The 23,319-nt window shown below is 41.9% G+C and carries 26 protein-coding genes and 1 pseudogene; 14 read left to right on the top strand and 13 right to left on the bottom strand.

What is annotated here, in order from left to right:
* The 6 genes and pseudogenes from topA (at position 1) to MN869_RS09265 (ending at position 7,014) form a co-directional block, all read left to right on the top strand.
* Entirely contained in the window at positions 1-2,640 is a 2,640-nt protein-coding gene (gene topA, locus MN869_RS09240; protein WP_241287013.1) for a type I DNA topoisomerase, read from the top strand.
* Between the two features lie 89 nt (positions 2,641-2,729).
* Positions 2,730-3,488, top strand: a complete 759-nt coding sequence (locus tag MN869_RS09245; RefSeq protein ID WP_241287014.1) for a hypothetical protein — start codon at positions 2,730-2,732, stop codon at positions 3,486-3,488.
* A 179-nt stretch (positions 3,489-3,667) separates the two neighbouring features.
* Complete coding sequence (locus MN869_RS09250; RefSeq protein WP_032864881.1) at positions 3,668-4,240, top strand: DUF308 domain-containing protein; 573 nt, start codon at positions 3,668-3,670, stop codon at positions 4,238-4,240.
* A gap of 118 nt (positions 4,241-4,358) precedes the next feature.
* A complete protein-coding gene (locus MN869_RS09255) occupies positions 4,359-6,338 on the top strand; it encodes an ATP-dependent helicase (RefSeq protein WP_241304867.1) in 1,980 nt (659 codons plus the stop codon).
* A 64-nt stretch (positions 6,339-6,402) separates the two neighbouring features.
* Positions 6,403-6,648: an RNA-binding protein gene (locus MN869_RS09260; RefSeq protein ID WP_004802550.1), complete on the top strand. Its 246-nt coding sequence runs from the start codon at positions 6,403-6,405 to the stop codon at positions 6,646-6,648.
* Positions 6,649-6,654: 6 nt separating this feature from the next.
* Positions 6,655-7,014: pseudogene (locus MN869_RS09265) on the top strand (ASCH domain-containing protein).
* An 11-nt stretch (positions 7,015-7,025) separates the two neighbouring features.
* Here MN869_RS09265 and MN869_RS09270 read toward each other — a convergent pair.
* Positions 7,026-7,370 carry an EF-hand domain-containing protein gene (locus MN869_RS09270; protein WP_241287016.1) on the bottom strand — a complete coding sequence of 115 codons (345 nt, stop codon included), beginning with the start codon at positions 7,368-7,370 and terminating at the stop codon, positions 7,026-7,028.
* 182 nt (positions 7,371-7,552) lie between these two features.
* On the opposite strand from MN869_RS09270, the gene MN869_RS09275 reads away from it, so the two are divergent.
* Positions 7,553-8,056 (top strand): DUF6586 family protein, encoded by a 504-nt coding sequence (locus MN869_RS09275; RefSeq protein WP_005192240.1) that lies wholly within the window; start codon positions 7,553-7,555, stop codon positions 8,054-8,056.
* A 103-nt stretch (positions 8,057-8,159) separates the two neighbouring features.
* Positions 8,160-8,438: a hypothetical protein gene (locus tag MN869_RS09280; protein ID WP_004802556.1), complete on the top strand. Its 279-nt coding sequence runs from the start codon at positions 8,160-8,162 to the stop codon at positions 8,436-8,438.
* Positions 8,439-8,491: 53 nt separating this feature from the next.
* On the opposite strand, the gene MN869_RS09285 is transcribed toward MN869_RS09280, so the two are convergent.
* The 4 genes from MN869_RS09285 to MN869_RS09300 form a co-directional block, all read right to left on the bottom strand.
* Positions 8,492-10,207 (bottom strand): cation:proton antiporter, encoded by a 1,716-nt coding sequence (locus MN869_RS09285; protein ID WP_033133273.1) that lies wholly within the window; start codon positions 10,205-10,207, stop codon positions 8,492-8,494.
* A 225-nt stretch (positions 10,208-10,432) separates the two neighbouring features.
* Positions 10,433-10,588 (bottom strand): 50S ribosomal protein L33, encoded by a 156-nt coding sequence (gene rpmG / locus MN869_RS09290; protein ID WP_003654787.1) that lies wholly within the window; start codon positions 10,586-10,588, stop codon positions 10,433-10,435.
* A gap of 12 nt (positions 10,589-10,600) precedes the next feature.
* Positions 10,601-10,837, bottom strand: coding sequence for a 50S ribosomal protein L28 (gene rpmB, locus MN869_RS09295; RefSeq protein ID WP_004649871.1), 237 nt, complete (start codon positions 10,835-10,837; stop codon positions 10,601-10,603).
* Between the two features lie 168 nt (positions 10,838-11,005).
* Positions 11,006-12,460, bottom strand: a complete 1,455-nt coding sequence (locus tag MN869_RS09300; RefSeq protein WP_004802561.1) for a coniferyl aldehyde dehydrogenase — start codon at positions 12,458-12,460, stop codon at positions 11,006-11,008.
* A 121-nt stretch (positions 12,461-12,581) separates the two neighbouring features.
* On the opposite strand from MN869_RS09300, the gene MN869_RS09305 reads away from it, so the two are divergent.
* The 5 genes from MN869_RS09305 to MN869_RS09325 all read left to right on the top strand — a co-directional run bounded on the left by MN869_RS09305 (position 12,582) and on the right by MN869_RS09325 (position 16,259).
* Positions 12,582-13,280 (top strand): TetR/AcrR family transcriptional regulator, encoded by a 699-nt coding sequence (locus tag MN869_RS09305; RefSeq protein WP_004655980.1) that lies wholly within the window; start codon positions 12,582-12,584, stop codon positions 13,278-13,280.
* An 88-nt stretch (positions 13,281-13,368) separates the two neighbouring features.
* Positions 13,369-14,232 (top strand): formyltetrahydrofolate deformylase, encoded by an 864-nt coding sequence (purU, locus tag MN869_RS09310; protein ID WP_004802565.1) that lies wholly within the window; start codon positions 13,369-13,371, stop codon positions 14,230-14,232.
* A 208-nt stretch (positions 14,233-14,440) separates the two neighbouring features.
* On the top strand, positions 14,441-15,190 hold the full coding sequence (locus MN869_RS09315) for an energy transducer TonB (protein ID WP_241304869.1): 750 nt from the start codon (positions 14,441-14,443) through the stop codon (positions 15,188-15,190).
* Positions 15,191-15,232: 42 nt separating this feature from the next.
* Entirely contained in the window at positions 15,233-15,853 is a 621-nt protein-coding gene (locus MN869_RS09320; RefSeq protein ID WP_004655971.1) for a MotA/TolQ/ExbB proton channel family protein, read from the top strand.
* A gap of 1 nt (position 15,854) precedes the next feature.
* The gene (locus tag MN869_RS09325) at positions 15,855-16,259 is read left to right on the top strand and encodes a biopolymer transporter ExbD (protein WP_004802569.1); all 405 of its coding nucleotides are present in this window, start codon (positions 15,855-15,857) and stop codon (positions 16,257-16,259) included.
* A 53-nt stretch (positions 16,260-16,312) separates the two neighbouring features.
* Here MN869_RS09325 and msrA read toward each other — a convergent pair whose 3' ends face one another.
* From msrA to thyA, 5 genes are all read right to left on the bottom strand, one after another.
* Positions 16,313-16,837: a peptide-methionine (S)-S-oxide reductase MsrA gene (gene msrA / locus MN869_RS09330; protein ID WP_241287017.1), complete on the bottom strand. Its 525-nt coding sequence runs from the start codon at positions 16,835-16,837 to the stop codon at positions 16,313-16,315.
* Between the two features lie 106 nt (positions 16,838-16,943).
* Positions 16,944-17,420 (bottom strand): META domain-containing protein, encoded by a 477-nt coding sequence (locus MN869_RS09335; RefSeq protein WP_241287018.1) that lies wholly within the window; start codon positions 17,418-17,420, stop codon positions 16,944-16,946.
* A 125-nt stretch (positions 17,421-17,545) separates the two neighbouring features.
* Positions 17,546-18,601: a DUF4105 domain-containing protein gene (locus tag MN869_RS09340; RefSeq protein ID WP_241287019.1), complete on the bottom strand. Its 1,056-nt coding sequence runs from the start codon at positions 18,599-18,601 to the stop codon at positions 17,546-17,548.
* Positions 18,602-18,619: 18 nt separating this feature from the next.
* Positions 18,620-19,129, bottom strand: a complete 510-nt coding sequence (locus MN869_RS09345) for a dihydrofolate reductase (protein ID WP_005200258.1) — start codon at positions 19,127-19,129, stop codon at positions 18,620-18,622.
* Between the two features lie 25 nt (positions 19,130-19,154).
* Positions 19,155-19,997 (bottom strand): thymidylate synthase, encoded by an 843-nt coding sequence (gene thyA, locus MN869_RS09350; RefSeq protein ID WP_241304871.1) that lies wholly within the window; start codon positions 19,995-19,997, stop codon positions 19,155-19,157.
* Positions 19,998-20,169: 172 nt separating this feature from the next.
* Between thyA and MN869_RS09355 the strand changes: the two genes are divergently transcribed.
* A complete protein-coding gene (locus tag MN869_RS09355) occupies positions 20,170-20,994 on the top strand; it encodes a DUF1963 domain-containing protein (RefSeq protein ID WP_241287022.1) in 825 nt (274 codons plus the stop codon).
* Positions 20,995-21,044: 50 nt separating this feature from the next.
* On the opposite strand, the gene MN869_RS09360 is transcribed toward MN869_RS09355, so the two are convergent.
* From MN869_RS09360 to MN869_RS09370, 3 genes are all read right to left on the bottom strand, one after another.
* Positions 21,045-21,620 carry a xanthine phosphoribosyltransferase gene (locus MN869_RS09360; RefSeq protein WP_004655958.1) on the bottom strand — a complete coding sequence of 192 codons (576 nt, stop codon included), beginning with the start codon at positions 21,618-21,620 and terminating at the stop codon, positions 21,045-21,047.
* An 88-nt stretch (positions 21,621-21,708) separates the two neighbouring features.
* On the bottom strand, positions 21,709-22,413 hold the full coding sequence (locus tag MN869_RS09365; RefSeq protein ID WP_004802577.1) for a DUF3108 domain-containing protein: 705 nt from the start codon (positions 22,411-22,413) through the stop codon (positions 21,709-21,711).
* 196 nt (positions 22,414-22,609) lie between these two features.
* Complete coding sequence (locus MN869_RS09370) at positions 22,610-23,290, bottom strand: hypothetical protein (protein WP_004802578.1); 681 nt, start codon at positions 23,288-23,290, stop codon at positions 22,610-22,612.
* Positions 23,291-23,319 lie beyond the last annotated feature (29 nt).

A 23,319-nucleotide genomic window follows, 5' to 3' on the forward strand; every position in this document is an offset into this window, starting at 1 on the left:
ATGGCGAATACTCCACGCTCTGCTTCAGAAAGCACAGCAGCTTCCGCATCTGCTGCAAAGAAACGTGCCTTAGTGATTGTGGAGTCGCCTGCAAAAGCGAAAACAATTAATAAATATTTGGGTTCACAATATGTGGTGAAGTCATCGGTGGGTCATGTGCGTGACTTACCGACAGGAGGCGGGGCGAAATCCACAGAAAAGAAGCCGGTAACCCGTGCCAAACTCACAGATCAACAGAAAGCTGAAAAAGCTCAGTCTGCACTGATTAATCGTATGGGTGTCGATCCAGAACATGATTGGATTGCCCATTATGAAGTACTTCCAGGCAAAGAACATGTGGTTGCCGAACTAAAAAAACTCGCCAAAGATGCTGATGCAATCTATCTCGCAACGGATTTGGATAGAGAAGGGGAAGCCATTGCTTGGCATTTAAGAGAAGTGATTGGTGGCGATGACAGTCGTTATCACCGTGTGGTGTTTAACGAAATTACCAAGAATGCCATTCAGGAAGCCTTTAAACAGCCGACACGCCTCGATTTAAACCGTGTTAATGCTCAACAGGCACGTCGTTTCCTCGACCGTGTGGTGGGCTTTATGGTGTCGCCATTGCTCTGGGAAAAGATTGCCCGTGGTCTATCGGCAGGACGTGTACAGTCAGTTGCTGTGAAACTGGTGGTTGAACGCGAACGTGAAATCCGTGCCTTTATTCCAGAGGAATACTGGCAAGTGTTTGCGGATACCATTTCCAAGAAAGATGACATTCGTCTCGAAGCGGTTAAGCAGGCAGGCAAAACCCTTAAACTGAAAAATAAAGCCGAAACTGATGCGCTATTGAGCGTATTAAAAGACGCTGAATATAAAGTTGCGTTACGCGAAGATAAGCCAACCAAAGTTAATCCAAGTGCACCGTATATCACCTCAACCTTACAACAAGCAGCCAGCACACGTTTAGGTTTCTCTGTAAAGAAAACCATGATGTTGGCGCAGCGTTTGTATGAGGGTGGTTTTATTACCTATATGCGTACCGACTCAACCTTCTTGAGCGATGACGCAGTGAATATGGTGCGTAATCATATTCAGCAAAACTTTGGTGATAAATATTTACCAGCCAAACCAAACCGTTATGGCAATAAAGCGGGGGCACAAGAAGCCCACGAAGCGATTCGTCCATCTGATGTTGCTTTGACGGGGGATAAGCTGGCTGGGGTTGAGCGTGATGCGCAGCGTTTATATGATTTGATTTGGCGTCAGTTTGTGGCTTGTCAAATGACGCCAGCAGAATACTTATCGTCAACCTTGACTGTTGAAGCGTCAAATGTTGAGTTAAAGGCGAAAGGCCGTACCTTGGTATTTGATGGCTTTACCCGTGTGCGCGGTGCCAATAAATCGGACGATGATATTTTATTGCCTGCGGTGAAAGTGGGTGAAGTACTTAAGTTAGAAAAACTTGACCCGAGTCAGCATTTTACCAAACCGCCTGCACGCTTTACCGAAGCGTCTTTGGTGAAAGAATTAGAGAAGAAAGGCATTGGTCGTCCATCGACCTATGCTGCAATTATTTCAACTATTCAAGAACGTGGTTATGTAAAACTGGAAAACCGTCGTCTCTTTGCCGAGAAGATGGGTGAGATCGTTACCGACCGCCTAGATGAAAGTTTTAATAACCTGATGAATTATGCTTTTACCGCTGATTTAGAAGGTCAATTAGACCGTGTTGCAATGGGTGAGCGTAACTGGAAAGAGTTACTGGATACCTTCTACGGTGATTTCAAGAAACGTTTGACCAATGCGCAGGGTGAAAGCGGCATGCGCCGTAATCAGCCAGTCGAAGTTGCCGATGTCTCTTGCCCTGAATGTTCGCGTCCAATGCAAGTTCGTACAGGAACAACAGGTGTATTCTTGGGATGTTCAGGTTATAACCTGCCACCGAAAGAGCGTTGTAAAGGCACACTCAACTTAACACCAGTTGAGTCTTTGGCGGCATTGTCGGATGATGATGGTGCTGAAACTGCTGATTTGATGTCGAAACATCGTTGTCCTAAGTGCGGTACCGCAATGGACAGCTATGTGGTCGATGGTGGTCGTAAATTGCATGTCTGTGGTAATAACCCAGATTGCGATGGCTACGAAGTTGAAGAAGGTGAGTTCAAGATCAAGGGCTATGATGGTCCGACCATTCCATGTGATAAATGTGATGGCGAAATGCAGTTGAAAACAGGTCGCTTTGGCCCATATTTCGCCTGCTCAAGCTGTGACAATACCCGCAAAGTCTTAAAGAATGGTCAGCCTGCGCCACCGCGTGTCGATCCGATTAAAATGGAGCATATCCGTTCAGCCAAACATGATGATTTCTTCGTGTTACGTGATGGTGCAGCAGGTCTATTCTTGGCTGCAAGCAAATTCCCGAAAATCCGTGAAACGCGTGCGCCGAAAGTGGCTGAATTACGCAGTGTTGCCGAGCAGCTTGATCCGAAATACCAGTTCTTGTTAGAAGCGCCAGATGTCGATCCTGAAGGCAATCCAACGGTGGTGAAATTCAGCCGTAAGAGCCAAGCACAATATGTGGGTTCTGAAACTGCTGAAGGCAAGCAAACCAAGTGGAGTCTGGTGTTCCAAGATGGGAAATGGGTAGAAGCCTAATTATTTAAGTGTTAAGAAAATGCTGGCGATTGCTGGCATTTTTATTGAATAAAGAAAAATAACAATGATTTTGGATGGGGATGGAATGCATGTGGAAAAATATTCGAGTTGCTTGTTTACTGTTGGTGTTATTGATTGTCGCAGTCAATGCGTATCGGGATCAGAATCAGGATTGGAATCGGCCGATTCATGTGTTGCTGCATCCGATTAATGCTGATGGCCTCGCCAGTACCCAGCAATATATTCAGGGTTTACAGCAAGATGACTTTACTGAGGTTAAACAATATTTAGAAAAAAACAGCCAGCACTATCGAGGGCAAAGTAGTGATTTCATCATCCAGATTGGACGCGAATTACAACAAACCCCGCCGAAAATGACTGAGCAAGCGAATATTCTGGATAATATTCTATGGAGTCTCAAGTTCCGATTCTATGCATGGCAGCAGCATGAGTCGATTGATGGTTCACCAAGCTTAACGTTATATCTGAATTATTATGATCCAAAACTGAGTCGGGAACTCAAGCACTCGACTGCACTGGAACGTGGGCGAATTGGCTTAGTTAATCTATTTGCCTCAGCTAAACAGACACAGCAAAACAATGTGGTATTGGTACATGAGTTATTACATGGTTTTGGCGCGACCGATAAATATAACTTAGCCAATGGTGAACCTATTTTTCCGATTGGCTATGCACAGGCAGATAAACAGCCGCTCTATCCACAAACTGAAGCTGAAATAATGGGTGGACGGATTCCACTGTCCGAACACAAAAGTAAAATGCCAAACGATTTAGAACAAACCGTGATCAGTGTGCTGACCGCCCAAGAAATAGGCTGGATCAAATAAATTGTGGATAAGTTCAGACTTATCCATATCTTTAAAAAAATAATGACACAACTTAAAAAGATCAAAGAAAACATCCATTTTCTGACATTCCGTCATTAATTTTCAACATGCCTTATACAGAACTCAGTGAAAAACGCGATCAATATAGAGATATAACATTGATGATAAAAGAGTAAATAATGATGAAAACAGTGGGTAACGATCTAATTCGCAATCAGCTACATGCTGATCGTAAATGGTATCTACTCTTAGGCGTATTGTTAGTCGTTTTTGGCTTAGTTCTTTTGGCTGCCTTACCATTTGCTACATTATCTGCGGTATTGTTATTTGGTGTGCTGATGATGTTGGGTGGTATTTTGCACTTTGTTGCTGCATTTATGGTGTTTAAAGGCGGCACACGCTGGTTATGGGCCTTGTTTGGTGTGCTGTATCTGGCAGCAGGTTACTTTGCGTTTACCACACCCGTGATTACCGCGGTGGTACTCACCAGTTTCTTGGCGGTTGCCTTAATTATTGCAGGGATTATCCGTACCGTGAACGCCTTTATCCTTAGACCAATTTCAGGCTGGGGATGGGTGCTGTTTTCAGGCATATTAACCCTATTAACCGGGATTCTGATCTTGTCATCACCTGATTCACCGTTCTGGGTATTGGGGATGTTCCTTGCGATTGATATTTTATTCCAAGGGATTAATTACCTGACTTTTGCTGGTGCAATTAAGCAGTTACCACATAGCTCAACCACGGTTTAAACGATCAAGTTAAAACTAAGAGCATGTAATACACATGCTCTTTTTGTTTTTGTAGTCGGAAACATTTCAATGGCTTGAGTCTGCTAAAATAGCATTTCGTTTTTAATTGACCGATTGTATGACGCTTGCCAAGCTAATTGATGAACTGAATCCACAACAAAAACAAGCAGCCACAACGACAGCACAAAATTGTCTGGTCTTGGCTGGAGCAGGTTGTGGTAAAACCAAAACCATCGTGGCAAGAGCAGCATATTTAATTGATCAAGGTTTAGCTGCACAACAAATTCAGATTCTAACTTTTACCCGACGTTCAGCAAGTGAAATCGTGACACGTGTTGAACAACATATGGGCGCACAGGCCAAAGGTTTACGTGCATCAACCTTTCATACTTTTTGTATGTATCTATTGCGCCGTAATCCACGGGCTTTTGGGCTGACCCAGTTCAGTATTATTGATCGAGATGATCAGTTGCTGATGTTCCGCTTATTGCGTGGTAAAGATAAGGGCAATGTCTTGCCGAAGGCTGCAGAATTGTGCGATCTGTATTCTTATGCGCGGAATACTAAAACCAAATTGTCAGATGCATTGGTTGAGCAGTTACCCCAAGCGGTTGAGTATAAAGCTCAAATTGCTGAATTGATGAAAGCCTATGAGCAACGCAAGCAAGAACGTAATTTTCTAGATTATGATGACATCCTATCTATTGTTGCTGTGCATTTGCAAAGTTCACCAGAGTTAGTGAAGTGGGTCACTGGTTTCTGCTCTGCCTTATTAGTTGATGAAATGCAGGATACTAATCCACTGCAATGGGCTTTGCTTCAGCCTTTAGTTGGCAAGGTAAAACTGTTTTGCGTAGGGGATGATGCACAATCCATTTATGGCTTTCGTGGCGCAGATTTTGAAAATATTCATCATTTTAAAGAACGTGTATCCGATGCAGAAGTGCTGACTTTGGAAATGAATTATCGTTCGACCCAAGGTATTTTGGATTTATCCAATTGGCTGCTGGAGCAGAGCCAAATTGAATATGACAAGCATCTACAGGCTTATCGGGGCAAAGGGTTAAAGCCACAACTGCATATCTTGAGTAATGAGTTTGAGGAAGCCAATTGGATTATTCAGGACTTGAATCGTCGTCATATGCAAGGTGCGGCTTGGGCAGAACATATGGTGTTGCTGCGCTCAGGTTTTAGTGGGCGTTATTTGGAAGGTGCTTTAATTGCAGCCAATATCCCTTATCGTTTTGTTGGTGGGGTAAAACTGCTTGAGTCTGCACATGTTAAAGATGTATTGAGCTTACTTCGGGTCAGCGTAAACCCACAAGATGATTTAGCCTGGATGCGTTTCCTGACGCTTTGGGATGGCGTGGGCGATGTGGGTGCCAGTAAATTGGCGCAAGAATTGATTCAACTGCCTGATATTGAAGCCCGTTGCCAACGTTTAGAGTGGCATGGCAAAGTACCACAACAGGCGATTTTAATTTTGATGCAGCTTGATGTATTGCAGCAGCATGTTGAAGCTTGTATTGGCCTCGCACTAGATGCGCTAAATGAACAGCTGGAAAATAATTATAAAACTAAAGATTGGTCACGTCGTGTTAAAGACTTTGATTTGGTCAAGCAATTGGCACGTAAACACAGTGCTCTTGGGGAGTTCTTAGAGGAATATGTACTTGATCCAATTTCTATCTCCGAAATTGATAAAACGCCTGACCAAGACTTAGTGACGCTGATTACCATCCATTCAGCTAAGGGTGCTGAACAAAAAGTTTGTTATGTCCCACATGTTTCTCCGAATCAATATCCTCATGCACGTGCACAAGGCGATTTTGATGATGTGGAGGAGGAGCGTCGTGTGCTGTATGTGGCCTTAACCCGTGCAGAAGATGAATTGATTTTGACCAAACAGAATTTAAATTTATGGTCACAAGATCAATATGATGAGCTAGGAAGAAAAATAGAAAGTTACTTCCTCAATGATTTACCTCAACATTTAGTCGATGTTCAGATTCATCGAGATATTCCACGTGGCTATGGTCAAAGCAATCGTTCTCGTACGGCTGCAATCAATTTAGGTTTTGGGATTGATTTCGATTAAACTAGGCAGATTCAATTTCTTTTGATTCATTGATTCTACAATGAATCATCTTTTAGGTTTTAGCATGAAAATTTTAGTTCGTAATTTAGACCGTAATGTGACTGATGCGGAAATTCTCGACTTATTCAAAGCATATGGAAAAGTTGAGTCTTGTGTCGTGGTCAAAGACGAAGCAACGGGGAAATCGAAAGGTTTTGGTTTTGTTGAAATGCCAAATCCACGTGAAGCGATTAAAGCAATTAAAGGTTTAAATACCTTGAAAGTAAAAAGCCAAGGCATTCGTGTCAAAGCTGCGGATGATAAAGCTTAATTAGCAATGTTAAAGCATACGGCTTTATCAATTGTTGCACCAAATGCTGAGCGAATAGCGAAGAAAATTAAAACTCTTGAAGTTCGCTCATGGTAACCTGAAATGTTGCCACTGGAAGATTTGATGATTGTAGAGAATCAAAACTTTCTTTTGAATGATGGGGATGAAGAGTTTGGTTTTGCAGTTGCACTGGTAGATATTGAATCCGTGCATCCATGGCGATCTGATGAAGTTGATGCAGCTTGTGCGACGTATTGGGCTGAAGGATATTTTGCTTGGGTTATTGGCAATATTCGTCCGATTGATCCACCGATTCAAGTCATGGCCAAGCGAAAACTCTATCTGCTTGAGTTGGACATTGGATAGCTTATCTACCGTTATTTCCCCCAAGTTGAACCCCAGCCCTGACAAGGGTTCGAAAAATATTGATAGATATTGATCATTTCTTGCTGGTCGATCAGACCATTGTGATTAAGGTCTAAAGCTTTAAAGATCTTTATTCTTTTGGAGTCGACTGTAAGGACCTGTTTTTGCCAAGCAACGGGTTGGCCTTGTAACTGGATCAGTTTTTTCCATTCATTTAGATCAATCATTTGATCATGGTTGAGATCATAATCTGTATAGAGCTTTTCCCAGTCTAATCCTGCGGGCTCACAGCTATAGGTAGTTGGGATGACCACACAGCATATTAAGCTCAGTATGGCTTGTTGAATATGACGCATGGGTAGGCTCAAAAGATATTGATTTTATCATTAAAGCATTTAATCTTAGGTAGGGTCTATTGATATTTCAGCTGTACCCCTGAGCAAGAGTAAAGCACTGCTTTGATCGCAGCGTAATCAGCTCGTAAGGTGTAATCTCAATAGTCCCTAAACCAAGCGAAAGGATCTTGAAGGAAAATATTATGTCCCGTGTTGCTCGTTATCATGCAGATCGTACCAATCAAAAACTGTATTTTGCTCGTCTTGCATGTCAACAAGCGGAGCAAACTGAGCATATTCAGCAGGCACAGGCTTATCGCGAAGCTGCGGTTTTCCATTTGCATGGTGCACTTTTAGCGTTCTTGCAGGAACTGGTGCGTTATTACCGTCTCAATGATTTACAGCCGACCTTTAAATCGATTGAAGAGCATATGGCAGATAAAGGGCAGGTTTCACCTGAGGTTCTAGTTTTGCAGCAATTGGCTAAAGATGGTTTTGTGGCAGAATTAAAGCGTGCGTACCGTATGTGTCAATATGCACCTGAGCCAACAGCACCTGAACCTGAAAATGAGACGTCCTCAAACCTGATCATCAAGGTCACCCAAAGCCCACAGGCTTGGTTGCCCGATGCCAAAATTTTACGTGAGTGGCATCGTGAATTGAGTCATTTAATTGATGGTTTCCGTAATGAAATGGTTGAGTTCTAAGTCGAATGTTTAAAGCGACTTGAAATCTATGCCAACAGTACTTATATAAATAAGACGTGAGCGCAAAATACTTTGCCACCATGTTGAAGCATGGAGAAAATTTATGTCAATGCAACAGTTAAAAGAATTATTTGGTAATCAAGAAGCAGTTCTTGAGTTGGTCCAACTCGAGGGTGGTGAGCTGGCTTTGCGCAATGCGGGTTCTGAAAATGAGCCTTTAGTTAAGATACAGTTTAGTGATGAGGTCAAAGCCATACTTGGCGATCAAACAGCAACTGTCGCACAGCATATGATTCAAGCGGCTTTGTTTGGTCTGTTAGAAAAGCAGATGAATGAGTGGCAGGCTGAAGTCGTCGATGAGCAACCTCAACACTTGAGTTAATCTCAAAAATAAAAAAGCGTACTTTAAGTACGCTTTTTTATTTTTGAACATATTTAGTGGGCTTCGGATTGATGCGCCAGTTCGATTTGACTGAGAATATGATGGCTCATATTTTTTGCCATTTCTTCTTTGGCGTAGAATACTTCACCAATATTTTCTTCACGTATCACCACAGCTTCTTCTTTACTCTCTGCGCAAATAAGGACCTGAATTTCAGGATTTAGCTGTTTTGAAATGTCCACGATACGATGAATATCTAAAATATCCATTGGTGAAATGACTAACAAACGGGCATGTTGAATATGTGCCTGAATCAATACATTGGGTTCAGTCGCTTCACCACTGACCGCCGCAATGCCTTGGCTACGTAGTTTTTCAACAATTTCACGATTTTCTTCAGCAATCACCACTTTGATGTTTTGCTCCATCAGGTTTTCACTGATACGACGGCCGACACCACCATAGCCAATAATCACCACCTGATCGCGTAGATAAGCTTGATCAACCTCGTCGGGCAACATGGCCAGTGGGTCACCACTACGTTCTAATAAACGTGCTAAATGCGAGCGTTCACGAATCCAGCGCTGTACAGGTTCAATTGCAGAGAACACAAATGAGTTCAGGGTAATCGAGAACAATGCACCAGCAAGAATCAGGTTTTGCGCATCAGGCGTCAATAAACCTAATGATAAACCAAGTGTCGCCAAGATAAAGGAGAACTCACCGATTTGCGCCAAACTTGCGCCTACGGTTAAGGCGGTATTGATTGGGTAGCGGAAGAACAATACCAGCGCCATAGCCGCTAGGGTCTTGCCCACCATGATAATCGCAACGACAGCTAAAATACGTAACGGCTCTTCTACCAGAATGCTCGGATCAAACAGCATGCCGACTGAAACAAAGAACAAAATCGCGAAAATTTCACGTAATGGCAATGTTTCCTCTTCTGCACGGTGGCTAAAGTCGGACTCTTTTACCACCATGCCCGCAAAGAATGCGCCAAGTGCCATGGATACGCCAAATACCGCGTAAGAACCGTATGCAATCGAAACCGCAGCTGCAACAACAGTGAGTGTAAACAGCTCACGAGAACCTAAACGTGCCACGAATTGCATGATCATGGGTACAAGTCGCTTACCAATAATCAGCATGAAGGCGATAAAGCCTGTCACTTTGAGTAGGGTAATGCCAATCGTGATCCAGATGCTTTGTGATGTATCTGTTCCAGGTAGTGCCTGTCCACCGAGTAATACTGCTGTTGCGGGTAGAAGGACCAAGGCTAAAACCATCACGAGGTCTTCAACCAAGAGCCAGCCAACAGCAATTTTTCCATTCACTGAGTCCAGTAAGCCGCGATCACCCAATGCCTTGAGTAGAACAACGGTACTGGCACAAGACAAGCTTAAGCCGAAGATCAGTGCAGAGCCAAAGCTCCAGCCCCAAAACATAGAGACTGCGATCCCAAGTAAGGTTGCCACTGCAATCTGTAAAATTGCGCCAGGCACAGCAATACGACGTACTTGCAGTAAATCTTTGAGGGAGAAATGCATCCCGACACCGAACATGAGGAACATTACCCCCAGTTCAGCCAGCTGATTGGCGAGCTGCATGTCACCGACCACGCCAGGCGTATTGGGACTAATAATAATGCCTGCAACTAAATAACCAATCAAAGGAGGGAGACGTAGACGTGCTGCGATATAGCCAAAAATAAGGGCCATACCAAAACCAACAGCAAGTAATATAATTAAATCAACATCATGTGGCATTGCGGTTCCTTAATCGTTGCGGTTAAGGGAAAAATAAATGAGCATAAAACATGCCAAGAAAACAGCGAATAAAGTGTAACAACTAAAATCGAATTTGTTGATGACAATTTTTTTATTTATCAAAAAAAATCATGTAAACCATAATTTCCTTTCTTTTTGATTATGACCATTTTTTAGGCCAAAAAAAACGACTTCAAGAGAAGTCGTTTTTTTAAAGAGCTAAAATTATTTAATTTTAGCTTCTTTGAAGATTACGTGTTGACGGATTTTTGGATCAAATTTTTTGATTTCCATTTTTTCCGGCATAGTACGTTTGTTCTTAGTAGTGGTATAGAAATAACCAGTACCAGCTGTAGAAACGAGGCGAATCTTATCACGCATTGTTCAGACTCCTTAGATCTTTTGACCTTGAGCACGGAGATCAGCAACAACTTTCTCAATACCCAATTTATCAATAATACGCATACCTTTAGTAGTTAGACGAAGACGTACAAAACGCTTTTCGCTTTCTAACCAAAAACGGTGGTGGTGCAGGTTCGGCTCGAACCGGCGTTTGGTTTTGTTGTTTGCGTGCGATACGTTGTTACCAACGATAGGACGCTTGCCGGTAACTTGGCAAACCTTAGACATGGTGAACTCCATTGCTAGTTTATATAGCACTGTTTCGTGCAACTAGCCATTCAAGTAAACGGATGAAATCATTCAAGGGGCGTTTTATACCAAAAATACGATTAAAAGACAAGCGAATTTGGTAAAAACAAGGCATGAACTGGTGTGATAGCTCATGCCTTAACCAGCTTAACGAAATAGTGTTTTTAAAAGCAGTTTGTGCGTTGCTTTATTATAAGGTGGTAGGATGAATTTTAAACTGTAAAGTTTAGGGCTCACTGGGTTGGACATCATTGAACGTTCATGTGAGAAGCTAAAGAAGCCTTCTTTACCATGGTATTTGCCCATACCTGATGCACCAATGCCACCAAATGGCAGATCATCCTGCGCCACGTGGGTAAGAACTTGGTTGATACCAAAATGCCCTGAATGAGTACGTCCTGCGACATAATCAGCACGTGCAGTATCGATATCGAAGTAATAGAAAGCCAGTGGACGTGGACGACTATTAATGAACTGAAGCGCATCGTCGATATGGTCGTATTCTAAAATAGGCAGAATTGGACCAAAGATCTCATTCTTCATAATTTCCATTTCAGTGGTCACGCCCGTTAATAAGGTTGGCGCAATTTTACGAACTTCAGTTAAAGACTCATTCTTGGCATTTAGTTCAACAATCGTTGCACCTTGGTCACGAGCATCCTCTAAGTAACCTTGTAGACGATTATATTGCTTGTCATTCACAATAGAGGTGTAGTCGTTATTGTCACGCAAGCTTGGGTACATTGTGGTCACAAAGTCATTGTAGTGTTTGGTGAACTCAGCTGTTTTGCCTTTAGGTAGGAACATATAGTCTGGTGCAACACAGGTTTGACCTGCATTCCATAGCTTACCTACCGCAATACGTTGTGCCACGTCGCGAATATTCATGGCTGAATGAACCAGTGCAGGCGATTTTCCGCCAAGCTCTAAAATCACTGGAACAAGATTCTCTGCTGCCGCTGCCATGACTGTTTTACCGACAGAGGTTGAGCCTGTGAAAATCATTTTATCAAAAGCGAGATGACTGAATGCATCTGAAATAACGCCACCACCATTCACGACAGCAACCAACTCTTGTGGGAATGCTTCAGAAAGGGCATTTTCAAGTACATAACCAAAATTTGAAGAAGCACTCGAAATTTTGATCATGGTATGGTTACCAGCAGCCAAAGCACAGATCAATGGGCCGACTGAGAGTAATAAAGGGTAGTTCCATGGTGCAATCACCCCGATTACACCCAGCGGTTGATATTCTACCCAGCCTTTTGCTGGTTGGTGTAACATGCTGATATGGCGTTTAGATGGTTTCATCCATTCAGTTAAGTTTTTGCTGTAGTATTTGATATGTTCTAGACAAGTCAGAACTTCGCCAATTTTGGTTTCCATAATGGCACGGTTGCCATAATCTTGACTAATTGCGTTAGCAAATTGATCTTGATACTTTATCAAGATGTTTTTAAGTCGAGCTAAGCGTTCAATACGTTCTTTGGCGCTTGGCACAGGATGGCGTTGGTAAGCTGCTTTTTGCTGCTCAAGCAAATCATGTAGCCGTTTCACATCAACATGAGGTGTCATAGCGGTTGTTTTTGTTTGACTGTTCATAGGAGTGGACCAAAAGAAAGCTTATTATTTTTTAATTTTTAGAGTAAATACTCTAAAGTGTCAAGTCGCTTTATAGGTTTGTTTTATAACCTATTGATTATGTTATAGATGGTTAAAATCAATGTCGCACGCTAAACCGAATAAAACAAAAGATCGAATTCTGCAAATCAGTTTGCAGTTGTTTAATGAGCGTGGAGAGCGTTCGGTCACAACCAACCACATCGCGGCTGAACTCGGGATTAGCCCAGGCAACTTGTATTATCATTTCCGTAACAAGCAGGAAATTATTAAAGAACTGGCACAGCAATATCAGGCAGAAACCTTGGAAATGTTGGCCTTGCCAACGGATCGTCCATTGAATGCCAATGATAAAATTAGCTATTTTCAAGTGCTTAGTAATCAGTTGTGGGCCTATCGTTTTATTCATCGCGATGTTTATCATTTGGTTGAAAATAATGAAGACTTCCGAAAAATCTATCCACGTTTTGCTGGGCAGGTGATGCAGCAAGGGCAAAAAATCTATCGTGCCTTCGTGGATGCAGGTTTGATGAAGATGACCGATTCAGAAATTGAAGCTTTGATCATCAACTTATGGATTGTGCTGACTAACTGGACCAACTTCTTATATATGTCCGGTCATATCAGCGATAACAATCGTCTGGAAGAAAAGTGGGTTTGGCAAGCATTGCGACAAATGGTGTTCTTAGAAGGCCCATATTTAATGGGTGAAAGTCGCCAAACCTATGAACAGTTACTGAAATCACTTGGACCATCGGACTTGTTCGCGAGTTTGTCTAATCTTAAAAATGATGATGAATAGATCGTCAGCAGCTATTTAGTCAATAGCAAAAAAGGGTTAGAATGCTCGGCTTGATTTTAATTTGATTCGAATAAGTGATATTAACCAAATGAACACGACTACAGCCCACACAGCGCGATTACTGATTACTTGTGAAGACAAGCCGGGGATCGTGCAAGCCGTATCGAGCTTTTTGTATCATCAGGGAGCAAACATTACCGCACTTGATCAGTACGCAACAGAAGCTCAAGGCGGGCGTTATTTCATGCGTGTTGAGTTTGAGATTGATCATTTGCAATCTCGTAAAGAAGCGTTGATGCAGACCTTTGCTGCCAATGTTGCTGAACGTTATGAGATGCAATGGAAGCTTACTTTTGTTGGTGAGTTGAAAAAGGTTGGTATTCTAGTTTCTAAAGTAGACCATGCTTTATTGGAATTGTTATGGCGCCATGCACGTGGTTCATTACCATGTGAAATTACCCAAGTCATCTCAAACCATCCAGATTTACGTGAATCGGTTGAAAACTTTGGTATCCCATTCCATGTTGTACCCGTCAATAAAGACAATAAAGTTGAAGCGTATGCTCAAATTGATGAAATGATGCAGGGCAATGATCTATTGATCTTGGCGCGTTATATGCAGATTTTGAGTGAAGATTTTGTTGCTAAGTGGGAAATGAAGATCATCAACATTCATCATTCTTTCCTACCTGCTTTCGTGGGTGCAAATCCATACAAGCAAGCCTATGAGAAAGGGGTGAAGCTGATTGGTGCAACTGCGCATTACGTGACAGCTGATCTTGATCAAGGCCCAATCATTGAGCAAGATGTTGAGCGTGTGAGCCACGATTATAACGTTGAGCAATTGCGTGAGTTGGGTGAAGATGTTGAACGTAATGTCTTGGCACGCGCAGTTAAATGGCACTTGGAAGACCGTATTATTGTAGATGGCAATAAGACCGTGGTTTTCTAATAAATTGCTAGGTTACAGTATGTAAAGAGAACATGCCGAAAGGCATGTTTTTTTATGTCTATTTTTCAATGGTTAGTGAATATACAATAAAAAAACAGTTGCAAATGAAAACACTTCTCATTTATTATTACGGCACTTTCATTGTTCTATCCGATGAGTGAAATCGTTTTTTTGAAAGCGTCACCATCTATTAGGTACTTAGATTCTTATGAGTCAATCTCCTGCTACATTCAACACGCCACACCCGATGAAAAAGAAAATCATCGCTGCCTTAGTTGCAGTTGTGATTGGACATGTAGGAGTTCTGTGGGCGGTGAGCCACATGAAAACGATTGAGTTAAGACCAATCGAGAAAGAACCGCTTAAGGTGAAGTTCGTTAAGATTAAAGAACCACCTAAACCTGAACCACCGAAACCAAAAGAACAGCCAAAACCTGAACCTAAAAAAGAAGTGAAGGAAGTTAAGGTCGTTGAAAAACCTTTGCCTCCACCGAAAAAGATTGAAAAGGTTCAACAGGTCAAAGAAGCACCAAAACCTGTTCTTCAAAAAACTGAACAAAAGATTGAACCTAAAGTTGAGACCAAAGTCGTTACCACAGTCACTGAAAAAGTAGTGGAAAAACTACAACCCGTTCAGGAAGTAACGAAACCTCAACCTGCTGCTGATCCATCACCAAAACGTGTATCGATTGGTGGTTCAGGGGTTCAATGGAGTCGTTCACCGAAATTATCTGTTACAGCAAAAGATTTAGATAACCAAACACGCTCAGTGATGGTACTGATTGAAGCTGATGAGAAAGGTAAAATTACCAATGCACGTATTACACGTAGTAGTGGTATACCAAATCTCGATGAAAAAGTTTTACGTGCTGTAAGAAGTGCGAAATTTAAACCGTATATGGAAAATGGTGTTGCTTACCCGATTCGAGCAGAGCAGCCGTTTGATCTTAGTCCTTAATAAATTTGAGTCCTTGCGACAGATTAAATCAGGAGTTCGTATATGAACTTTTCAGTTTATTGGCAACATGCAGATGCAGTAAGTAAAACACTGTATTTCATCCTTTTAGCAATGTCGATTGCGACGTGGACTATTTTCATTCTGCGCCTATTAGGAACACGCCAATTAAAACAACAAGCTTATACTCAACTTGTTCAAGCTTTGGCTACGCTTAAATCAAAGTTACAGCCTTTATCGTTTGAACAACGTAAAGCTGTCGCTGAGCAAGCATTGCTTCGCCAAATCTCTGCGGAAAAATCTCAAGCAGAAAAAGGTGTATCAGTTCTTGGAACAATTGCTTCACTGGCACCGTTTGTAGGTTTATTCGGTACAGTATGGGGGATTTTCCACGCACTTGTGGCAGTGGGTAAAAGTGGTCAAGCTGGTTTAGCTCAGGTTGCAACCCCAGTAGGTGAGGCGCTGATCATGACCGGTCTTGGTCTTGCAGTGGCGATTCCAGCGGTGATGGCGTATAACATCTGTGTACGTTTCAATCGTGGCTTGGCGCATGATTTACAAGATCAAGCACATAGCTTGTTAATCGATACCATGTTGCAGCAAGAAACAGCGGCAAAAACAGAAACTAAAGCGACTCAACAAAGTTTAGTTGGAGGTCAAGCTTAAAATGGGCTTTCAATTGGGTGAAGACCACGACAGTGGCATGAATGAGATGAATCTCATTCCTCTGATCGACATTATGTTGGTATTGATGATTATCTTTTTAGTCACAGCAACGGTTGCTAACCCATCAATTCCATTAAGTTTACCAAAAACCACTGCTGAAATTGTAGATCCACCACCAAAAGCGATCACCATTAGTATTAATGACAAAGGTGAAGTGGCTTGGGATGCGCAGATTATTAGCTTAGAAGAGCTAGAGAAGCGTTTCCAAGAGGCGGGGCAGGCTGCGACCAAACCGACTGTGCAGTTACGTGCAGATAAAGAATCAAAATACGACACGGTTGCGCAAGTGATGTCGCGTGCCAGTGAAGCAGGTTTAAGTGATATTGCGTTCGTCAGTGAAAACTAAGACAGCACGCGATACCAAGAAAAAAGCAACTCATTGAGTTGCTTTTTTTGTGCCTAGGCATCTTTGAGTAGATCAAGGTATTTGGCGCGCAATTTAGATAGCTTAGGCGGAATGCTAAAGTTGCAGTAGCCTTGCGAGGGATTACGTGCAAAGAAGTTCTGATGATACTCTTCTGCAGGGTAGAACGTCGGTGCTGGGCTGAGCTCAGTCACAATATTCAGACCCTCATCTTCCAGATCATGAATAATCTGTTCGGCTTGCTGCTTTTGTTCATCATTAAAATAATAAATAACAGAGCGATATTGCGTGCCAATATCATTACCTTGACGATTGAGTGTTGTTGGATCGTGTGTGGTAAAAAATACATTTAACAATTGCGTATAGCTGATCTGTTGCTCATCAAAATCAATCAGCACAACTTCAGCATGTTGAGTCGTACCTTGGCAGACCTGTTCATAGGTTGGGTTTTGGCTAATCCCGCCCGCATAACCACTCACCACTTTTTCTACACCTTTAAGCTGTAGAAATACCGCTTCTACACACCAAAAACATCCACCACCAACGAGCGCTTGTTGCATGAGACTCCCCAATTTTTAATTTTAAGAATGCTACTAAAGTAAACGAAGTGTTGAAAAAGTAAAAGCCCGTGTTCGAAACGAGCTTTTACTTTTTTACGATAACGAATTATGGCAACGGTTGAATCACGGTGACAAAGCTAACCAGAACCTTGCCTGACGCACCCATGAATTTAAGCTCATGGCCTTTCAGCTCGTAATTGGTTGTGCTTGCCAAAGCATTGCTATATTGGCGTGAAAGCGCGCTATTATCTTTGCCGATACAGGCCATCATGGTCGAAGCAATCGGACCTAAGCGTAAGATCGTACCTTGGCTTTCAAAGCTGCCTTGAATCTGGTTACAACCATCTGCACCGAAGAAGCGTTTGCCTTTCGCATCAAATTGAATCGCAGGGCGCTTGCCAGAAAGATCATTGCTTTTAATCTCTACACCATTGATATGGGTAGCAATCCAGTTACGGCCATAGAGATTGATGTTTTCTTTCTGAGATGCATTGGGAGAGGTTTGGAGAGATTCTGTGGTTGAACAACCGGTCACTGCTACGGCAATTGCCAAAGTACATGTTGTTAAAAAAGGCTTTAACATAAAATTTAAGTCCAAATCATTGTGTTTCTATGCTCGGTATTAGAATAAAACAACATGGAGTGGAGCAGGATATTGCGTATCCTTTTGTAAATGTTCAGGTGTTTTTAATAAAATGAGTGGGAAAATCACTCAGTTTTGGGAAGGCCTGTACGAATGACATCCGAAAAATATTCACTGCTCTGATTGGGCTGTTGTTCATATTGTTCTGCACGTGGATTGATATGTGCCAAGCGATACCATTCTTTCATGCTGTAGTTTTGATTGAGCGCTTTCAGGTCGTAGAGGTAATTGGGTAAATAACCTGAGGCCAATAAACGGTAATCTTTGGGTAAGCGCTGCGGATTAATTGCTTGAACCATGTCAAAGACCAGCGTGGTGCAGTTACTGGTCAGAGTGTTGTACCATTTGGCTTCTGCACGCAGTTCATCTGCTTTGTGCAGATATTCAATAAACAGGGCTTTGCGTTCAGCTGCGGGCATTCTGATCGGGAATAAATAGACTTGTTCATGGCGAACATTACTGCGCGTATAGATCAGATCTTTTTCATCGGAAGCGACTAAACTGAGTTCGTATTTACGGAAAAAGCCGCCAATCGCAGAAAAGTCTTCGCCTTTTTCTTTGCGGATTTCAATAGAGAATACCAATGGTTTTTGATCAGAAAAATCGAAACTGACCAGTGTATGGGCAATCTGTGGGCCCATCCAGTAGGAGGTAATGACATTGATGCCCGTAATTTTATTCAGGTCAATAGTGCGATCTTCCCAATGAATGGCATAGCTGCCATCGGTATGCCAGTCAAAATTTCGCACATTATGCAGCTTTACAAGATCACCATTCTTTTCATAGCTCAGCTGTTCTGCAACCTCAGGATTCCAATCCCGATCTTGTCTTGCCTCTAAGGAAAAATACCAGACCAAAGCGCAAGCAAATGCAACACAATAAATAATGATATCGGTGCGACGACTCACCAGATGACCACTGACATAGACGCCAATCAAGCTGAGGGCAAATAAGACCCATAGCGCAATGACGGCACGACTGAAAAAAGTACCTAAGGGTTGCTGAATCCATAAAGCAAGACAGAGCCAGACACTTGAAAGGATCACGCACAAGGTAAACAGACTGTGTAAAAGCCCAATGCCTAAAGCGATGAAAAACTCACGTGATCCAAAATTGTGCATGGCAAGCGCGATCCATTTTTATTTTTGGTAGGTCGCAAACTCAAAAGTAACCCCTGATTTCTCATCAGTATGCTGTTCCGAGTTTACTTTGCGAAAGTCATCTGAGATTTTTGGGTAATGTGCATCACCTTGAACATCGAGATCAACATGCGTTAATTCTAAACGATCCGCAATAGCGAGCGTTTGGGTAAAAATCTCTCCACCCCCAATAATAAATAAGGATGCTTTTTCAGCGTGTTGTGCATCTGTAAGTGCAGCATTGAGTGCATCTTCGATACTATGCGCGACTTTAACCCCGTCAAAATGCCATTCAGGGTCACGGGTAATCACCCAATTGACACGATTCGGTAGACTACGCCCCATAGATTCAAGGGTTTTACGCCCCATAATCACCACACCCCCTTGGGTAATGGCTTTAAAGTGCTTTAGGTCAGCAGAGATATGCCACGGCAAAGCATTGCCTTTACCGATACAGTGATTTTTATCCATTGCAACTACGTGGACAACTTCAGTGCCTTGCCATGCCATTTTATATTCTCTCTAACTAATCGATTTAAACTGCGACAGGTGCTTTAATTGCTGGGTGTGATTCATACCCTACAATTTCAATATCTTCAAATTTAAAATCGAAAATATCGGTAATCTCAGGATTGAGCTTTAATTGACACAACGGTAGCGGCTCACGGCTCAGCTGTAATTGTGCCTGTTCAAAGTGATTGGCATATAAATGCGTATCGCCACCTGTCCAGACAAAGTCGCCGACACCTAAACCACAGACCTGAGCAATCATATGGGTCAGTAGGGCATAGCTGGCAATATTAAACGGGACACCTAAAAACACATCGGCACTGCGTTGATATAACTGGCATGATAATTTGTTGTCTTGTACGAAAAATTGGAACAGGGTATGGCAAGGCGGTAATGCGACTTTGCCTGCTTCATTTGGGTTCCAGCCTGAGACAATCAAACGACGTGAATTTGGATAGGTTTTAATTTCATTGACCAACCATTTAATCTGATCAAAGCCATCCTGCTGGTAGCTGCCATCTGCATTTTGGGTCGCGCCAAAGTTACGCCATTGGTGGCCATAAACAGGGCCAAGTTCACCTTCTAGACGACCAAAACGTGCAGTCTGTTCTGCAGTTGCCCATTCATCCCAAATTGAAACTTTATTATCTTTGAGATATTGAACATTGGTATCACCTTTCAGGAACCAAAGCAGTTCAATGACGATGGAACGGAAGTGGACTTTCTTGGTGGTGAGCAGTGGAAAGCCCTTAGAAAGATCAAAGCGCATCTGATGACCAAATACTGAACGTGTACCTGTGCCTGTGCGGTCACCTTTGTCGCCGCCATTGTCAAGGATATGTTGTAAAAGGTCTAAGTAAGTGCGCATCGTGATTCCTAATCGCAAATTTTTATCGGGCTCATCTTATCAGAATTTATGTGATAAATAATGGGTCAATTGTGCGTCATTAACTGTCGTAGTGCAGACTTTATTCTCTATTTAAATTTAGCTGCTTGTTTTATATTAAGTTCTATAAATAAGTACATGGACAAGCAACAAAATGAATTTTAAACCAGAGACTTTGCCGAACAATTTGCAGCCATACCTAGAAAAAATCACGGCGACTATTTTGCCAACCGTCACCATGCAACTGACACCCAGTGATGAATTAACTTTATGGCAAAGTAAGATAGGGGGGCATCCTTACTTACCGCTGGATGCGACTTATCCAGTCGATTCGAATGGCAATCCATTGACTTTATTGGCGCAGTTAAATTTTGCTGAAATCCCGAATTTAGCTCATTTTCCAGACCAAGGAATTTTACAGTTTTATATTGCAGCCGATGATTTGTATGGAATGAATTTCGACGACCAACAACAGCAATCTGGTTTTAAAGTGTTGTACTTCGAGCAGGTCATTGAAGATGCTTCACAATTAAAACAAGACTTCTCTGAAGTTCAGCTGAGTGAAGATGATTATTTGCCATTTACGGGGCAATACGCGATTGAATTTAGCCTGACTTCTCAGCCCATTAGCCTCGGTGATTTTGCCTTTGCACCAAAGATTTTAGGCGTCGATGAACTGTATGATTTTGAAGATCAATTTGAAGGTGGGGATTTCGAGGATGATTTTATCGAGCCTTATGATGAATTGGCCTCTGCAAGTGGACATCGTTTAGGCGGTTATCCTTATTTTACCCAAACTGACCCACGTCAATATAATGAAAAAGTTCAAGATTATGTGCTGCTTTTTCAGCTCGATACTGATGATGCGGAAAACGAGATTATGTGGGGCGATTCAGGTGTGGGAAATTTCTTTATTCATCCAGAAGATCTAAAGAAACGAGACTTTTCCAAAGTGCTATATAACTGGGATTGTTGTTAAATAAAAAAAGCGGATGAGTGTTCATCCGCTTTTTGTATCAGTGCTGAATCTTATTCAGTAACAAAAGTAACTTTGCCATCTTCCAAAGATTTAACACGCGCTAACGATTCAACGCGGTAGCCTTTTTCAAGCAATACATCGCGGCCCGGTTGGAATGATTTTTCAATCACAATACCCACCCCAACCACTTCAGCTTTGGCTTGATGAATTAAGTCAATTAGACCTAAGGCAGCTTGACCATTGGCCAAAAAGTCATCAATTACAAGTGCTTTGTCACTTGAACTAATGTGCTTGTTTGAAATCGCAATGGTACTTTCAGTCTGTTTGGTAAACGAGAACACTTTAGAACGGTAAAGGTCGTCTTTCAATGTTAATGACTGGTATTTGCGCGCAAAAATAACAGGAACGCCAAGTTCTAAACCTGCCATGATTGCAGGTGCAATACCTGAGGCTTCGATGGTAATAATTTTAGTAATACCTGCATCTTTAAAGCGAGCGGCAAACTCTTTACCAATCAACTGCATCAACACAGGATCGATTTGGTGGTTTAAGAAAGCATCAACTTTCAAAACCTGATCAGATAGAACGATACCTTCATTTAAGATTTTCTGTTCTAAAGCGTACACGGGAGAATCCTCTAAACGGATGCTTGTTCAAGCAAAGGCATATTTTAAAAAGCATCGAAAAAAATGCAAGCCAAAATTGACCAGATGCTTAGTTTGTTTTACCCGAATAGCCTGTTAATAGCAGACCATATGATGATTTTCCATCATTATGTGCCATTTTGACAGGAAGGTAATCGAGTTTTGGGGCTAACCAGAACACGGTATTACGCTCTGGTTTATCGTGCTGCATCACCACTTTGATGGTACTGAAAGTGCCATAAGGGGTTTTGATATTCTCAGTGCCTTGTTTCACAAACCGACGTTCATCGATGGCTTTCGCATCTGCAATCAGATACTTGGTTTTCAATGAATTGCTCTTCAAATCTTCACGGATTTGCAGTTCAGCATTGAGTTCATCCAAAGCACCTGCTTGCCATGCAAATGAGCGAGCCGTGTCATCTTTTTTGGTATTCACAACTTTACTATTGGGATTGAAGTTAATGCTCATCGTGTTGTTGTGAATTAAGATTTTACTGCTGCGACTAAATTTCTGCGAGTTGATTTTATTATCGGCAAAACTAAATTGACTGGTTTCAGATGCAGAAGCAATACCACCCGCTTTGGCACTGAATTGATAGGTCCAGTTATTACCTTGTTGAGAAAGAGTACGTGTTGCTGAACCGAGGTTTTTATTGTTGTAGCTGAATTGATAGCTGGCTTGGAAAGGCGCCATTGCCAAGGCATGACTAGAGATGCTTGCACTGAAAATGGCAGCCGAAGTAAGACCCAGTACTTTCAATAATTTCTTTGTCATAACACTATATCCTTTGAGCAATGCTGAATTGAATCGCTCATTTATCATTACGATTTAAAGATATTATGCCTGTAGATTATGAAGAAAAGATCAGGTTTTTTACTAAGCGCTTGTTAATTTTTCGTATAAATCATGAAGATGTATGTTTTGGGTAGCATCGCATGACAAGCAACATGCTACCCCAGTTTAAAGCTGTTTATTTTTTACGGTCTTTTTGCTGAATCGGGGTCACTTCGCTGTCGTTGAGATCATCTTCGTCAAAGTCATCTTCATTGGAAGGCGATAAAATTGCAGCAAGATTCACATTGCCCCAAACAATCAACTCCGCAGGACGGACGCGTGCACGATTGACATGTACTTTACTCAAAGTTTCGATAATGCTGGCTTTTTTACCTAACCAACGATTTAAATCGAGATACAGTAAATCATCTTGAACTTTCACCACTTCAAAATGTTCTAAGATTTTGCCAAGTGGATCTTCTTCACGGAATTTCTGGTAATACCAGATTGCCACATAAAAGCCCCATTTTTGAAAGATGTTTTTGAATTTGGCTTCAATCACTTGGGTATTGCTGATTTGTTCAAAAACCATCAGTTGCACATTTTGATTCATTTCCATTTGAATCAACTTTAAATCAACCGATAAAGTGGTATGGAGGCCTTTGACATCGAGGGTGGTGTATAAGCGTAACCAACCGTCATACAGATCAGCATGCAGGTCTTGCATAATGCCCACATTTTCGGTGACATAACGTTCCATCGTGGCATTCACAAAAACTTGTGAAAGTGAAAACTCTCTTTCTTCTTCGATGAATTCTTCTGCTTTTTGGTAAACTTTACGTAGACGTTTAACTACAGATGAAATTAGCGTTTGCATAAAAGTTGTTCCAGAAAGTGAATTGATAA

This window comes from Acinetobacter sp. NIPH1876 (assembly GCF_022808535.1).
In the GTDB taxonomy this organism is placed as follows: Bacteria; Pseudomonadota; Gammaproteobacteria; order Pseudomonadales; family Moraxellaceae; genus Acinetobacter; species Acinetobacter higginsii.

Excerpts from the sequence above, each read along its gene's own strand:
- MN869_RS09305 (WP_004655980.1), top strand. The coding sequence starts at position 12,582 with ATGTCGCACGCTAAACCGAATAAAACAAAAGATCGAATTCTGCAAATC.
- MN869_RS09270 (WP_241287016.1), bottom strand. The coding sequence starts at position 7,370 with ATGCGTCATATTCAACAAGCCATACTGAGCTTAATATGCTGTGTGGTC.
- thyA (WP_241304871.1), bottom strand. The coding sequence starts at position 19,997 with ATGCGCACTTACTTAGACCTTTTACAACATATCCTTGACAATGGCGGC.
- purU (WP_004802565.1), top strand. The coding sequence starts at position 13,369 with ATGAACACGACTACAGCCCACACAGCGCGATTACTGATTACTTGTGAA.
- MN869_RS09355 (WP_241287022.1), top strand. The coding sequence starts at position 20,170 with ATGAATTTTAAACCAGAGACTTTGCCGAACAATTTGCAGCCATACCTA.
- MN869_RS09335 (WP_241287018.1), bottom strand. The coding sequence starts at position 17,420 with ATGTTAAAGCCTTTTTTAACAACATGTACTTTGGCAATTGCCGTAGCA.
- MN869_RS09365 (WP_004802577.1), bottom strand. The coding sequence starts at position 22,413 with ATGACAAAGAAATTATTGAAAGTACTGGGTCTTACTTCGGCTGCCATT.
- rpmG (WP_003654787.1), bottom strand. The coding sequence starts at position 10,588 with ATGCGTGATAAGATTCGCCTCGTTTCTACAGCTGGTACTGGTTATTTC.
- MN869_RS09320 (WP_004655971.1), top strand. The coding sequence starts at position 15,233 with ATGAACTTTTCAGTTTATTGGCAACATGCAGATGCAGTAAGTAAAACA.
- MN869_RS09245 (WP_241287014.1), top strand. The coding sequence starts at position 2,730 with ATGTGGAAAAATATTCGAGTTGCTTGTTTACTGTTGGTGTTATTGATT.
- MN869_RS09275 (WP_005192240.1), top strand. The coding sequence starts at position 7,553 with ATGTCCCGTGTTGCTCGTTATCATGCAGATCGTACCAATCAAAAACTG.
- MN869_RS09315 (WP_241304869.1), top strand. The coding sequence starts at position 14,441 with ATGAGTCAATCTCCTGCTACATTCAACACGCCACACCCGATGAAAAAG.
- MN869_RS09255 (WP_241304867.1), top strand. The coding sequence starts at position 4,359 with ATGACGCTTGCCAAGCTAATTGATGAACTGAATCCACAACAAAAACAA.
- msrA (WP_241287017.1), bottom strand. The coding sequence starts at position 16,837 with ATGCAACAAGCGCTCGTTGGTGGTGGATGTTTTTGGTGTGTAGAAGCG.
- MN869_RS09345 (WP_005200258.1), bottom strand. The coding sequence starts at position 19,129 with ATGGCATGGCAAGGCACTGAAGTTGTCCACGTAGTTGCAATGGATAAA.
- MN869_RS09280 (WP_004802556.1), top strand. The coding sequence starts at position 8,160 with ATGTCAATGCAACAGTTAAAAGAATTATTTGGTAATCAAGAAGCAGTT.
- MN869_RS09250 (WP_032864881.1), top strand. The coding sequence starts at position 3,668 with ATGATGAAAACAGTGGGTAACGATCTAATTCGCAATCAGCTACATGCT.
- topA (WP_241287013.1), top strand. The coding sequence starts at position 1 with ATGGCGAATACTCCACGCTCTGCTTCAGAAAGCACAGCAGCTTCCGCA.
- MN869_RS09340 (WP_241287019.1), bottom strand. The coding sequence starts at position 18,601 with ATGCACAATTTTGGATCACGTGAGTTTTTCATCGCTTTAGGCATTGGG.
- MN869_RS09285 (WP_033133273.1), bottom strand. The coding sequence starts at position 10,207 with ATGCCACATGATGTTGATTTAATTATATTACTTGCTGTTGGTTTTGGT.
- MN869_RS09300 (WP_004802561.1), bottom strand. The coding sequence starts at position 12,460 with ATGAACAGTCAAACAAAAACAACCGCTATGACACCTCATGTTGATGTG.
- MN869_RS09325 (WP_004802569.1), top strand. The coding sequence starts at position 15,855 with ATGGGCTTTCAATTGGGTGAAGACCACGACAGTGGCATGAATGAGATG.
- MN869_RS09370 (WP_004802578.1), bottom strand. The coding sequence starts at position 23,290 with ATGCAAACGCTAATTTCATCTGTAGTTAAACGTCTACGTAAAGTTTAC.
- rpmB (WP_004649871.1), bottom strand. The coding sequence starts at position 10,837 with ATGTCTAAGGTTTGCCAAGTTACCGGCAAGCGTCCTATCGTTGGTAAC.
- MN869_RS09260 (WP_004802550.1), top strand. The coding sequence starts at position 6,403 with ATGAAAATTTTAGTTCGTAATTTAGACCGTAATGTGACTGATGCGGAA.